A 13,422-nucleotide genomic window follows, 5' to 3' on the forward strand; every position below is an offset into this window, starting at 1 on the left:
ACGCTTCCTGTTTTGTTTTCGCCCAATTTTCCGCCGAAGGATTGGTGATTTGTTCGTAGTAATCGGCAACGGCAATGATGCGGGCACCCAAAGGAATATTTACGCCGCGCAGATGTTTGGGAAAACCGGTGCCGTCCCAGCGTTCATGATGATGTCGGATATAGGGAATAATATGCTGGCAAGCCGGAATCGTTTCGAGCATATTGCTGCCGAGATCCGGATGTTTTTTGTATAGGGCTTGTTCGCGTCTCGTCAAGAAAGGCATCTTGTGCAACGCCACTGTCGGCAATGTCAAAAGCCCGATGTCATGCAATAGAGCAGCCGATTGAATCGTTTCGATTTCGGCGGCCGGTAAACCCATTTGAGCGGCAATGCTGGCCGCATAATGCGCGACCTGAATGGAATGCGAGTAGAGTCGGTGGCTTTTTTGGCGCAGCAAAAAAAGCATGGGCTCCATGACTCGGCCCAATTCGCGTCGATCTTTTTGGTATACTTCCGCCGTATGCATTAAATTCAAGGTAAACATGCAAACACCCTTGCTCATTTATGTAAAGAGTATGTTTTTTTAGCCTTATTTCATTATACCCTTTTTTTTCGGTTTAAACGAGATAAAATCTGAGATTTTCGTATGCCGATTTTATATAAGGGAAACGACTTTTTGAACTTGACTTTTTGCAAGCAGGTTTGTAAAATGAGGCAAACTGTTTACGGGTCTGTGGTTGCAAGTCGAGGCCAGTCGCAGGCAAAACGCCCCACGTAAGAAAACAAAAATGTTTTTGAGCATGGTGCGGCTTAGAAGTAAGACCTGCCGGTAAAACCGAGAGGACGAATAGTGACGAGAGAAGCGAAAGTTCCAGCAGGCGAGTGTGGGGGCAAAGACCAGGTCAGCCGATAAACAGTTTTCAAGTTGACAAAGTCATCGTTTTTCGTTAAACTGGAATATATTGAAAATACACGATGAACGGAAAAAGTAAACGTCGGTGTTGCCTCAAGAGAGAGCGGATCGTGGCTGTAAATTCGCTTGGCAACCAACGTTGAAGTGCCTCCCGGAGTGGTGCTGCAGAAGGTGAGTACGCAGCAACGGTAAAGTCCCGTTACGACGATCGAGATACAGCTATCTGTAAAGCAGAGTGGAACCGCGTTTAAACGCCTCTGCAGCAGGTGGTTTTTTTATTTTAAAGGAGCGGCAAGTGAACTTTTTGCAACAATGTCAAAATGATATTCGCGTTGTGTTCGCACGCGACCCTGCGGCAAAAAACTTTTGGGAAGTTATTTTTTGCTACCCCGGTTTGCACGCATTGTGGTGGCATCGTGTATCGCACTGGTGGTATCGGCACGACTGCTTTTTGATCGCGCGCTTGGTGTCCCATTGGGCGCGTTTTTATACGGGTATTGAAATTCACCCCGGCGCGCAGATCGGTAACGGTGTTTTCATTGATCACGGCGGCGGGGTGGTGATCGGTGAAACGGCCGTCGTCGGTGATAATGTGACACTTTACCAGGGGGTAACCTTGGGCGGCACAGGGAAAGAAAAAGGCAAACGCCACCCGACGCTTGAAGATTACGTAGTAGTTGCCTGCGGAGCCAAAGTGCTCGGTTCGTTTACCGTAGGCGAAGGTGCGAAAATAGGCGCCGGTTCGGTGGTGCTTAAGCCGGTACCACCGCACAGCACCGTCGTCGGTATTCCGGGGCAAGTGATTTCCAGTCGAGGGATCAGCCCGTTGCATATCGATAACGATGAAGAGGAAGTTGATTTGGATCACTCCGAATTGCCGGATCCGATTAAAGAAAAAATAACAAATTTGAAAGAGCAAGTCGCACTTTTGGAAGAACGTTTAGCAAAATTGGAGGAAAACCATGCAAGTCGATGAAACGGATTTAAAAAATATTTACGTATATAATACGCTTTCCAAGCAAAAAGAAGAATTTACGCCGATTACTCCCGGGGAAGTGAAAATGTATGTGTGCGGTGTCACGCCGTACAATCATTCGCATATAGGCAACGCGCGGCCGTTTGTGACCTGGGATGTGATTCATCGTTACTTGGAATATCGCGGTTACCAAGTAACACACATTCAAAATTTCACGGACGTGGATGACAAAATTATTAATGCGTCGAAACTGGCGGGCGTGCAATGGAGCGATATTGCCGATCAATTTATCGTGACGTATTTTGAAGTGATGGATGCGCTGCATATTCGCCGGGTGGATCGCTATCCGCGCGTATCCGAGCACATGGATGACATTATTCGCATGATCGAAGGACTGATTGCGAAAGGATACGCCTATCCGTTGCACGGCGATGTGTACTATGACATCTCTACATTTGCGCCGTACGGGAAACTTTCCGGTCGCAATGTGGAAGACATGCTGGCGGGCGCGCGTGTGGCCGTCGATGACGAAAAACGCAATCCGGGAGACTTTGCCTTGTGGAAAGCGGCCAAACCCGATGAACCGTCGTGGGACAGCCCATGGGGCAAAGGCCGTCCGGGGTGGCACATCGAATGCTCCGCGATGAGTACTAAATATCTCGGTGATACATTTGATTTCCACGGCGGCGGCAGCGATCTTATTTTCCCACACCATGAAAATGAAATTGCGCAGTCGGAAGGCTGCACAGGTCACGCTTTTGTTAATTACTGGCTGCATAACGGCTTTATCACGATTGACCAGGAAAAAATGAGTAAATCGCTGGGTAATTTTTTTCTCGTCAAAGACATTTTGGCCAAATACAGTCCGGACGCATTGCGCTTTTTCCTTATCTCCACGCATTATCGCAGCCCGCTGGACTTCAGTGACGAACGTTTGGAAGAGGCGGAGCGGACGGTGGCTCGTCTGGCGGCAACGGTGGCAAAATTGCGGCAGGCGGTCAATCGCGGTCATCGGGAAGAAGATTTCACCGCGCAGGAATTGCGTACGGCGGCGATTGAAGCACGGCACGCGTTTATCGCCGCGATGAATGATGATTTCAACACAGCACTGGCCATCGGCGCGATGTTTACGTTGGTGAAAAATACGAACATCTATCTTGCCGGCAATAACGGCGAAGATGCCCGCGCGCTGAATACGGTACTGGATGTTTTGCATGAAATGATGGATGTCCTCGGCATTTTGCCGCAAATCTGGGAAGAGCCGGAAGTGGACGAGAACGAATTCAAAGAGTTGCTGGAAATGCTCGTCGGCGTTCGCCAACAGGCAATCAATGAAGATTTACCGGAACTGGCGCAAGAAATGACTGAGCGATTTGATGCCCTCGGAGTCGCACTTGAAGCGGAACCTCCGCAACATGCGCCGGAAGCCCGTTACCAGGCTGTGATGCAATCCGTTTTGGCACTGCGTGAACAAGCGCGCGCCGAGAAAAAATATCAATTCGCCGACTTGCTGCGGGATCGATTGGCAGCGATCGGAATTGTGGTTGAAGACGGACCGGAAGGTTCGACGTGGCATCGTCGTGAAATTTAAACAATATTTATATCTGCGTGACGAAGCGATCGAGCGTTTGGCGCAGGGGACGACGACCGAGGAGGAGTGGGATCTGCAGACGTACGCGTTCGTCGGTGACGCCGTTTACAGTGTTTTTGTGCGTACTCATCTCGCCGCGACCGGAATTGCCAAAACGCGTGTGCTGCATGATCTGGCGGCACGTTTGGTGGCGGCGAAAAATCAAAGCGCGGTATTACGGACTTTATGGGATACGCTGACAGAAGAAGAGCGGGATCTTTGCCGCCGCGCCCGTAATCTTTCTCTCCATGCGCCCGCCAGTGCGACGCTTGTCGAATACCAACAGAGTACAGCGTGGGAAGCGTTGCTTGGGTATTGCTATCGTCATGATCAAAAAGAGCGACTGGAGACACTTTTACAAACGGCCTGGCCGATTGCGCAGGAGGTAATGCGACATGAGATCCAAAGCCAAACCTAAGTTCGGCGGTAAACGTCGTGAGCATACCGATGCTTCCGCTCATTACATAGCCGGCCGTCGCGGCGCAGTGGAGACGATTGCCAGCGGGCGCGCTCGCGCGCTCTATGTGCAGACGCCGGTGCGCGGTGATGTGAAAGCGTTGGTTGAAACGGCGCGTAAGGCGGGAATTGCCGTTCATGAGACGGATGCCAAAACCTTACAACAAATGGTGCCCGATGTGCGACAACAAGGCATTGTGGTGGAATTACCGCCGTATGAATACGCCACATTGGAAAGTGTACTGGCGACGGTGCAAAACATGGAAAATGCGTTGGTCATACTTTTGGACGGTGTCGAAGATCCGCATAATCTCGGCGCGATCATTCGCTCCGCGGACGGCGCGGGAGCGGCCGCCGTCATTATTCCCGAGCGACGCAGCGCGGCAGTGACTGAGGTCGTTCATAAAACATCGGCCGGCGCGGTGGAATGGCTGCCGATTGCACGCGTCACCAACGTAGTGCAAACATTGACGGCGCTGAAACAAGCGGGCTTTTGGGTAGGCGGCGCTGATATGGCCGGTGATCTGACGTACACAGAAGCGGATTGGCGCGGCAAAATAGTGATCGTGCTGGGGAATGAAGGAAAGGGCATTTCGCGATTGGTACGTGAAAATTGCGATTTCATGGTACAGATTCCGATGTGGGGGAAAGTATCCTCATTGAATGTATCGGTCGCCGGCGCGCTGATGATGTTTGAGGCGGCGCGGCAACAACGGTCCCAACATGACTGAATACAATTTGAAACCGTTGTGGCTGGTGGACGGCTACAACGTGATTTTTGCCGATCCTGTGTATTGGCGCTTTGAAAAAGATGATCTGGAACACGCCCGGGAATTTTTAGCGGATACCTTGCTCGATTTGGCAAAGCACACGGGGATCGAAGTGGTCTTAGTATTTGATGGCAAAAAGATCGGGCATGCCAGCAAAATAATCGAACGTGCGCCCGGTTTTCATATCGTGTATACGACGGCGAAAACCACTGCTGACAGCTATATCGAAAAAGCAGCCTTTCGCCAGCGTGATAACTACCGCTACATCTATGTGGTGACGTCGGACGGACCGGAGCAGTCGCAAGTCAGCGGCAGCGGCGCGTACCGTAAATCGGTGCGGGATTTGATGCATGACATACGTGCCGATAAAAAGGCGCAAAAAGAAGAACATTCAAACTTCACGCAAAAACAGCGCGTCGCATTAGTAGAGCAGTTGTGCCCCGACGCGCGGGATTTTTTAGAACGGCTGCGCCGCCGCAAATGAATTACGGTGCTTGCGCCGCTAGTTTTATTTAAGTATAATGATTTTGTATATATTGGGTGAGGAGGCGTTCGCATGGAGGCGACGGAGTATTCGTCGGAAATGCCGACGGATGAAGAGTTGGTACTCCGCAGCCAAGCAGGAGACACCGAGGCTCTGGAAGCGATTATTGAACGCTATCGAGGCTTAGCCAAATTGAGGACCCGCTCGTACTTTTTAGCCGGAGCGGAAAGCGACGATTTGGTGCAGGAAGCGATGATCGGTCTGTTTAAAGCGGCGCGCGATTACGACCCTAAATACGGTGCGAGCTTTAAAACGTTTGCCAATATCTGTATTACCCGGCAAATGCTGACGGCGATCAAAGGAGCCACTCGGTATAAACACCAGCCGCTCAATTCCTATATATCTCTCAATCGATCGGTGTTTGAAGAAGACGATGGCGGGCGTCCGCTATTGGAGATGCTGGCAACAGACAACGACAGCGATCCCGAGTCGATTTATTTACGTAACGAGTGGATGGTATCGCTTTCACAAGCGGTGCCGCGCGTTTTGAGCAAGCTGGAATTGCGGGTGCTGCTCTACTATTTGCGAGGACTTTCTTATGAAACGATTGCGCAACGCATCGGTCGTCCGGTAAAAACAGTAGATAATGCGATTCAGCGCATGAAGCGTAAGATGGAATTATATTTTCGAAATCATTAAAGGAAAGGATGAAAACTGTTTTGAAGATGACGTTGATGTTTGCAGAGATGATCATCGCGGTATTATTGATTACCGTTGTGGTTCTGCAAGAAAGCAAGACAGCCGGTATGGGAAGTTCTATCGGCGGCGCGGCAGATACCTTCTTCGGTGGTAAAGCGCGTGGCAAAGATGCGATTTTATCGCGCTTAACCGTTATTTTGGGTATTGTTTTCGCGTTGACTACGTTAGCGCTTGTGAAATACTTGAATACGTACTAACAAAGTCCGCTAAGGCGGACTTTTTGTTTCCGGAGGTGGCGTATGGCAAAACGAGTGATTGACCGAATGCAGGGATACAGTCCCGGACAAATGGTAACGGGCGTATACAAAGGATACGCTACAAATTTCGGATTTTTGATTACCGACGATAAACATGAAGATATTTATATCGGCAAAGAACGTCGCGGTAATGCCATGCACAACGATACCGTACAGGTGGAAGTGCTCGAACGCAAATCACAGGCCGGCAAGTACGAAGGGCAGGTAGTACGGGTCGTCACGCACGCGAATGAAACGGTAGTCGGTACATTTGAATTGCAGAAAAATTTTGCGGTTGTAACGCCGGACGATGAGCGCATGGGGGCGGACATTTATATTCCCGCCGATCAAATGCAAGATGCCAAAAGCGGTGCCAAGGTGCTGGTACGCATCACTAAATGGCCGGAAGCAAAGCGCATGGCAGAAGGCATTATCGAAGAAGTGCTCGGTTACGAGGGCGATAAAGGGTTGGATATCAGCTTGATTATCGCTAGCCACCATATCCCCAAAATATTTCCGAAAGAAGTTCTTGACGAAGCGGAACAAGTTGCGAAAATACCGATTACACCGGGGGATCGGATGGATTTCCGAGATCAGCCGATTATCACGATCGACGGTGCGGATGCCAAAGATTTTGACGATGCCGTATACTGTCGCACATTGGACAACGGCAATAGGGAGCTGGGCGTTCATATCGCCGATGTCAGCTGGTATGTGAAACGCGGTTCGGAATTGGATAAAGAAGCATTTCGCCGCGGTACCAGCGTGTACTTGGCGGATCGCGTTATTCCGATGTTGCCGGAAGTACTTTCAAACGGTGTCTGCAGCTTAAATGAAGGCGTCGATCGCTATACCATGTCCGTGGTCATGGAAGTCAACAAAGCGGGCGAAGTGGTGAACTCTAAAATAGGCCCCGGCATCATTAAAAGTGCTCGTCGGTGTACCTACGCGGAAGTTCGTAAAGCACTGTTGGAAGATATTTATCCGGACAATTTAAAACCACATCTTACGATGCTCAAAACCTGGCAAGAACTGGCGGAACGTTTGATTCGCATGCGTACGGAACGCGGCGCTTTGAGTTTTGATTTCCCTGAATTCAAAATCTTGCTGGATGAAGAGGGTAAGCCGATCCAAATCGCCAAACGTGACCGCACCATTGCCGAAAAAATGGTTGAAGAGGCTATGTTGTTGGCCAATGAAACGATCGCACAGTTTATCTCGAAAGAAAATCGGGTCGCCATTTTCCGTGTGCACCAATCACCGGACAAAGAAAAACTGCAAATGGTTTTGAACCTGTTGCAGGTTTGGGGTGTGCAGATTGAATTGGGCGCGGAAGTAGAGCCGAAAGACGTTCAAAAAATGTTGGCCGTTGCCGAAGAACACGGCATCCAACCGATTATTGAAACAATGACGCTGCGTTCGTTGCCGCAAGCCTATTATGACATCGTTAATTGGGGGCATTTCGGTTTGGCCTCCGAATGTTACACACATTTCACATCGCCGATTCGACGTTATCCGGATCTCGTGGTGCACCGTTTGGTCCGTGAAGTTTTGGCGGGCAAATCGCAGCCGGCGCGCGATAAACAATGGCTAGGGCGCGCGGCGGAGCAGTCTTCGATGGCGGAACGCAGAGCGGTAGAAGCGGAACGTGAAACCAACGATTTGAAACGGACGGAATACATGGCACCGTTTGTCGGCGAAGCGTTTGATGCGACCGTCACAGGACTTGCCAATTTCGGTATATTTGTCGCCCTGGATAACGGCGCGGAGGGATTGGTCCATACCGACGTGATCGATAATGGGCAAGGCCATTTTGAGGAACGGGATTATACGTTTAAAGATCATGGCGGACAAACGATTTTCCAGTTGGGTGATACCGTTCGCGTGACATTGGCGAAAGCCGATATCGAACATCGCACACTCGACTTCCTGCTCGGAGAATTTAACTCGCTTGAAGAAGTCGCACAGGCATCGGCGGCCATCCGCAGTCGCAATAAGGGCAAGAGTAAGACGAAAGCGGCGAAAAAGCTGGCCAAGGCGAAACGACTAAAAAATAAAAACGGTAAGCGAGGCAAACGAGGCAAACGCCGCCGTCGCTAGGGAACGGAGGAAATATGGCGCGCGAGAATACACGACAAATTACAGATAACCGCAAGGCAAGACACGATTACTTTGTGCACGAAACGTACGAAGCCGGCCTTGCTCTTTTTGGAACGGAAGTTAAATCCCTGCGTGCCGGCAAGGTGAATTTAAAAGACGGGTTCGTCAGGATACATCAAGGCGAGCTGTGGCTTTACAACGTGCATATCAGCCCTTACGAACAGGGCAATCGGTTCAATCAGGACCCGTTGCGTAACCGCAAGCTTTTGATGCATAAAAGTGAGATCCACCGCTTGTTCGGCAAAGTGCAGCAAAAGGGTTACACGCTCATTCCGCTCTCGTTATATTGGTCGCGTGGCAAAGTGAAAGTTAAATTGGGCCTTTGCACCGGTAAAAAGAATTATGATAAACGCCGCGACTTAGCGGAAAAAAGTGCGAAGCGCGATATGGATCGTGCCCTTGCCGCGCGGCATGCTTGAACAAACAAAACGATTGTGGTATGCTACACTTACTACTTCGGGGACGCACTGGTTTCGACAGGAGTAGTTGTGCTAATGACAGCGGGTCGGGATCCCGGTCATCCCGTTAAACACCGGACTTAACTTACACGCAAACAACGAATTTGCACTGGCAGCTTAATGCCACGCCGCCTTATGTTTTCCTACGGCATAAGCTCGGCGTCAACCGGTAGGATACGCTAACGCGCGCGACTGACGCACGTTAGCGGAAACTCTTCAGTCTAGCGGCGGTCGGCTTGTTCATGAGCGAAGCCGCTGCGAAATCCCGATCATGAACTGCACCCGGAGCGGTTGTTAGGGCAATACTTTTGGACAGGGGTTCGACTCCCCTCGTCTCCACCATACAATCACACGCCAAATGTATTTGGCATAGGATAAATCGATAAAAATGGAAAGAAACAATTCTTTTGCGGGATCGAGGCAACGTAAATGAATTGTTTCTTTATTTATCGCTATTACGAAACTTTTGTGAGAGCACAAAAGATGCTAAAATAAACTCGAATATAAACCTTCCCTTTGCGGGCAGGTAAACTATACAAGCGTGCAAGAGGAAAGGAGAGCGGCATGAAAGCGTTATTGCGCAAAAATCATGACGGTTTACTCTACGACCATCATATGCACATCGCCTATGAAGGGTTCAAACAACTGGGAGATGTGGACTTTTACACCACCGTGCATGCCTTACAAGCGGTGGATCCGGCCACGGTCATTGTCGGCAGTGAACAGGATTTGCACGATCTCTTAACGGGCTGGGACATTGAATGTCCGAATTTGGATTATCCGGAAGAACTGCAGGAATTTCTCGGGCGGAAAATTTGGCCGTCCACGCTTTTTACGATTACGAATGATCCGTCATTGTGGCGCGTATTTATCAAGCCGCGCAAAGAAACGAAACGCTTTATCGGCACTGTCCTGGAAGAAACAAGTGATTTGGTAAAGCTCGGCGGTTTTGTTTCGGATATTGACGTTTGGTGCAGTGAAAAAGTGGAATTTGTTTCGGAGTGGCGCGTCTATGTTTGCGACGGAGTGCCGCTCGGAATGTTCTGGTATAAAGGTAAATGGGATATCACGCCGGATGTAGATATTATTCAGCGCGCGATCGCAGCGTACCACTCCGCACCGCGCGGTTATGCCATCGATTTCGGTGTGGACAGCGAAGGCCGCACATTACTGGTGGAAGTTAACGACGGTTTCGGGTTAGGAAATTACGGTTTGCCGCCGGTACCCTATGCGCAGCTTCTGACGGCACGTTGGCAGGAGCTGACAGCCGATTTGGCAAGGGAATATCAAAAGGAAACAGAAACGCAGGATAGCGATACAGAATCCGCTGCGGAGCAATAAAAAAAGACGCGCAAGCGTCTTTTTTTATTGCTTATTAATCAATCACGGAAGTACGGTTCAAAACCGGAGGTGAATTTCTTTTTCTTGCCGCCTTTGCGCGAAGTGGATTTGTAGCCGCGGTCGTTACGATCATTGCGATCACTGCGATCACTGCGTTCGCGACGTTTGCCGCGACTGAAATTGCGCTTTCCGCCGCTACGCTGATTTTGTCCCGAGCGCGGGCCGCGATGCGCAAAATTACCTTTTTTGCGGGCGAGCGGACGTTCCGCCGTGATGTTGACCGGCGTAGTGTCCGGTTCTTCCGTCAGTAACTTAATCGCCGCCGCGACCAATGTAACGGAATCCAACTCACGCAATAATTCCTCCGCAGAGGCATGGAAACCGTCCAAGTTGTCCTGTTCCGCAGTGCGCACCAAATTGGTCAACGCATTTTTACGGTTGCTTTCAATAACTTGAGACAGACTGGGAATAGCGCGACGGGCAATACGACGACGAATCAAATGTTCGATCGCGCGCAAATGTTCCATTTCGCGCGGTACGACAAATGTCGTTGCCAAACCGGCCTGACCGGCGCGACCGGTACGTCCGACGCGGTGCACGTAGCTTTCCGGATCCTGCGGCATATCGTAGTTGTAGACATGCGTTACGCCGCTGATATCAAGACCGCGCGCCGCCACATCGGTAGCGACCAAAAGATCAATCGTATTTTCACGGAATTGACGCATGACTTTATCACGTTTCGCCTGCGACAAGTCACCGTGCAAACCTTCCGCCGTATAACCGCGTTTCTTTAATGCTTCGGTTACTTCATCGACGCGCCGTTTGGTGCGGCCGAAAATAATCGCAAGCGTCGGATCCTGCATATCCAAAAGGCGGCAGAGTACATCGAATTTCTGGCGTTCCGCTACTTCAATGTAGTCCTGGTCAATCAGATCAATGGTCACTTCTTTCATCTTCATAGTGACATGTTCCGGTTCCGTCAGAAATTTGTCAGCCAATTCACGAATGGCATTCGGCATCGTGGCGGAGAACAGCAGCGTTTGCCGATCCTCCGGCGTAGCGCTGACGATTTTGTTAATGTCATCGATGAAGCCCATGTTGAGCATTTCATCCGCTTCGTCAAGCACAACGAGCCGGATATTGTCGAGTGAAATGGTTCCGCGCTGCATGTGATCCATCAGACGGCCCGGTGTCGCAACAATAATCGGCGGACGTTTGTTAAGACTGCGCAATTGACGGCCCATGTCCTGACCGCCGTAAATCGGCAATGCCCAGTGCGGCAAGTGTTGCGCCAAGCGATTGATCTCTTCTGCCGATTGAATGGCAAGCTCACGTGTCGGCGCCAGCACAAGGGCAAACGGACCTTCCCCTTTGGCCGGTACACGTTCCAGCATCGGAATACCGAATGCCGCTGTTTTACCCGTACCGGTTTGTGCCTGGCCGATCATATCACGGCCGCTCAAAGCGATCGGAATGGCCTCGCGCTGGATCGGTGTCGGCTCTTCAAAACCCATTTCATTCAGGGCGGTAATAATCGGTTTGGATATTTTCAAATTGATAAATTCTTCTAACATCTATTTCCTCCTTTATTCATCAAATATCTATTATATCATGAGATGAGATAAAATCATGCATAAATTCATATATTAATTTGTGCTATACTGAAAATATAAACTTTCCAAAGGGGTGATACGATGCGACGGTGGAAATATTTGGTATTAGCGGTTGGTTTGTCTTTTGGTGTAACAATGACAACAGGCGCGGTAAATTTCGGGATCGGCATCGGTTTCGGTCATCATCACGGCGTCAGCGGTGGAATTTATACCGACATTCCGAGTGAAAGAGATCGTTATGACACGCGCTACCCGCAGTTTGAAAAAAGCTTTACCATTTTACAACAAGCCGGTTTGCAAGGCGAACGCGTCGGTCGCAATGCGTATGAAGTGACGCTTAAAACCGAACCGCAGAAATGGGTGCCTTGTCTGTTAACGGCGCTGGAGCAAGCCGGTTATACAGCGGTGACGGTTACCACAATGGGGGATGAGAACAATCCTTTTTGGATGATTGAGTACCACGACCCGAAAGCGGAATCATTGTGGCGCGAACATCCGGATCTTGCCCTTACTATACCGCAGCGCCTTTTGGTCTATCGGAGCCATGACAAAACACGGCTGCTTTTGCCGAACACGGAAGCGTTGGCATATGATCAGCGCAACGGTAAAGTGTCCGCGGCAACGGAAGTACAAACAAGATTATTGGAGACAATCGTTTTAACATTGTCATAAAAAATCCCCTCCGGGGGATTTTTTATAATCGTATTTTAGTAAATCATAAGTATTCATCATTCCCACGCATCGGTAAAAGAGCCTCGATGATATAATAAAAAAAACACACTAAAGGAGCTGCTATGCGCATTATTCATACGGCCGATTGGCATTTAGGACGAATTTTTTATGAACGTTACTTGACGGAAGATCAGGCGTACACGCTGCAGGATTTCAGCGCATTGGTGCGTGACTACCGACCGGACGCGGTAGTGGTTGCGGGCGATATCTATGACCGCGCAGTGCCGCCTACGGAGGCCGTACATTTGTGGGATGATATGGTAACAGAATTAAGCTACGCCGATATTCCTTTCATCGCGATCAGCGGTAATCACGACAGCACCGATCGCTTGTCATACGGGACGCGGCTTTTGCGCGAAAGCGGTGTCTATATTTACGGCATGGCAGAAGCTGATACCGCGCCTCTTGTGCTTCATGATGCGGCGGGACCGGTGTATTTTTGCCCGTTTGCGTTTGCCGATCCGGCGACGATACGAATCAAATACGATGAACCGCAGGTGCGTGATTATGACAGCTTATTTCGCGTGCAGGCAGAGCGCCTGTTACAACAGGTACCGTCATCGGCCCGGCGTATTGCCGTGGCGCATGCCTTTGTGGCCGGCGGCAGTCCGTCGGATTCGGAACGGCCGCTTTCCGTTGGCGGATCGTCACAGGTAGGAACGGATGCATTCCAAGATTTTCACTACACGATGCTCGGACATTTGCACCGACCGCAAACTATGGCGGAGGGGAAATTACGTTACAGCGGCTCTCTGCTAAAATATTCCTTCAACGAGGCGGAGCAACAGAAAAGCGTTGATTTGGTCGAGATTGATGCGGCGGGAGCGGTGCAGCGGGAGAGTGTTACCTTGCGCAAGTCGAGAAGTGGTTCGGATCAGATCTTGCAAGACTTTCAGCCATGGTCTCGCTCTC

General features: G+C 50.2%; 14 protein-coding genes, 1 other RNA gene and 1 other annotated feature. Of the genes, 13 read left to right on the forward strand and 2 right to left on the reverse strand.

Going from position 1 to position 13,422, the window contains the following annotated elements; all coding sequences use genetic code 11:
* The coding region (locus tag RDN69_RS04110) for an HD-GYP domain-containing protein (RefSeq protein ID WP_288218281.1) at positions 1 to 526 on the reverse strand (526 nt) is incomplete at its 3' end.
* A 422-nt stretch (positions 527 to 948) separates the two neighbouring features.
* Positions 949 to 1,157 (forward strand) — a binding site (T-box leader).
* 33 nt (positions 1,158 to 1,190) lie between these two features.
* Between RDN69_RS04110 and cysE the strand changes: the two genes are divergently transcribed.
* The 11 genes from cysE (at position 1,191) to RDN69_RS04165 (ending at position 10,165) form a co-directional block, all read left to right on the forward strand.
* Positions 1,191 to 1,871: a serine O-acetyltransferase gene (cysE, locus tag RDN69_RS04115; protein WP_024048411.1), complete on the forward strand. Its 681-nt coding sequence runs from the start codon at positions 1,191 to 1,193 to the stop codon at positions 1,869 to 1,871.
* Entirely contained in the window at positions 1,858 to 3,462 is a 1,605-nt protein-coding gene (gene cysS / locus RDN69_RS04120) for a cysteine--tRNA ligase (protein ID WP_024048410.1), read from the forward strand. Before cysE ends, cysS begins: the two co-directional genes overlap by 14 nt.
* A complete protein-coding gene (locus RDN69_RS04125) occupies positions 3,452 to 3,919 on the forward strand; it encodes a Mini-ribonuclease 3 (protein WP_024048409.1) in 468 nt (155 codons plus the stop codon). The genes cysS and RDN69_RS04125 overlap by 11 nt, the downstream gene beginning before the upstream one ends.
* On the forward strand, positions 3,897 to 4,688 hold the full coding sequence (gene rlmB / locus RDN69_RS04130; RefSeq protein ID WP_024048408.1) for a 23S rRNA (guanosine(2251)-2'-O)-methyltransferase RlmB: 792 nt from the start codon (positions 3,897 to 3,899) through the stop codon (positions 4,686 to 4,688). The genes RDN69_RS04125 and rlmB overlap by 23 nt, the downstream gene beginning before the upstream one ends.
* A complete protein-coding gene (locus RDN69_RS04135) occupies positions 4,681 to 5,211 on the forward strand; it encodes an NYN domain-containing protein (protein WP_024048407.1) in 531 nt (176 codons plus the stop codon). Before rlmB ends, RDN69_RS04135 begins: the two co-directional genes overlap by 8 nt.
* A gap of 72 nt (positions 5,212 to 5,283) precedes the next feature.
* A complete protein-coding gene (gene sigH / locus RDN69_RS04140; protein ID WP_024048406.1) occupies positions 5,284 to 5,910 on the forward strand; it encodes an RNA polymerase sporulation sigma factor SigH in 627 nt (208 codons plus the stop codon).
* 8 nt (positions 5,911 to 5,918) lie between these two features.
* A complete protein-coding gene (gene secG, locus RDN69_RS04145; RefSeq protein WP_024048405.1) occupies positions 5,919 to 6,167 on the forward strand; it encodes a preprotein translocase subunit SecG in 249 nt (82 codons plus the stop codon).
* Positions 6,168 to 6,209: 42 nt separating this feature from the next.
* Positions 6,210 to 8,306 (forward strand): ribonuclease R, encoded by a 2,097-nt coding sequence (rnr, locus tag RDN69_RS04150; RefSeq protein ID WP_024048404.1) that lies wholly within the window; start codon positions 6,210 to 6,212, stop codon positions 8,304 to 8,306.
* A gap of 14 nt (positions 8,307 to 8,320) precedes the next feature.
* Positions 8,321 to 8,785: an SsrA-binding protein SmpB gene (gene smpB / locus RDN69_RS04155; RefSeq protein WP_024048403.1), complete on the forward strand. Its 465-nt coding sequence runs from the start codon at positions 8,321 to 8,323 to the stop codon at positions 8,783 to 8,785.
* 39 nt (positions 8,786 to 8,824) lie between these two features.
* Positions 8,825 to 9,166: a transfer-messenger RNA gene (ssrA, locus tag RDN69_RS04160) on the forward strand.
* Positions 9,167 to 9,388: 222 nt separating this feature from the next.
* Positions 9,389 to 10,165: an ATP-grasp domain-containing protein gene (locus RDN69_RS04165; protein WP_024048402.1), complete on the forward strand. Its 777-nt coding sequence runs from the start codon at positions 9,389 to 9,391 to the stop codon at positions 10,163 to 10,165.
* A gap of 38 nt (positions 10,166 to 10,203) precedes the next feature.
* On the opposite strand, the gene RDN69_RS04170 is transcribed toward RDN69_RS04165, so the two are convergent.
* A complete protein-coding gene (locus RDN69_RS04170; RefSeq protein WP_024048401.1) occupies positions 10,204 to 11,739 on the reverse strand; it encodes a DEAD/DEAH box helicase in 1,536 nt (511 codons plus the stop codon).
* Positions 11,740 to 11,859: 120 nt separating this feature from the next.
* Between RDN69_RS04170 and RDN69_RS04175 the strand changes: the two genes are divergently transcribed.
* Both RDN69_RS04175 and RDN69_RS04180 read left to right on the forward strand, forming a co-directional pair.
* Positions 11,860 to 12,450: a hypothetical protein gene (locus RDN69_RS04175; protein ID WP_024048400.1), complete on the forward strand. Its 591-nt coding sequence runs from the start codon at positions 11,860 to 11,862 to the stop codon at positions 12,448 to 12,450.
* Between the two features lie 122 nt (positions 12,451 to 12,572).
* The coding region (locus RDN69_RS04180) for an exonuclease subunit SbcD (RefSeq protein WP_288218282.1) at positions 12,573 to 13,422 on the forward strand (850 nt) is incomplete at its 3' end.

The organism is uncultured Negativicoccus sp. (assembly GCF_902480485.1).
GTDB lineage: Bacteria > Bacillota > Negativicutes > Veillonellales > Negativicoccaceae > Negativicoccus > Negativicoccus succinicivorans.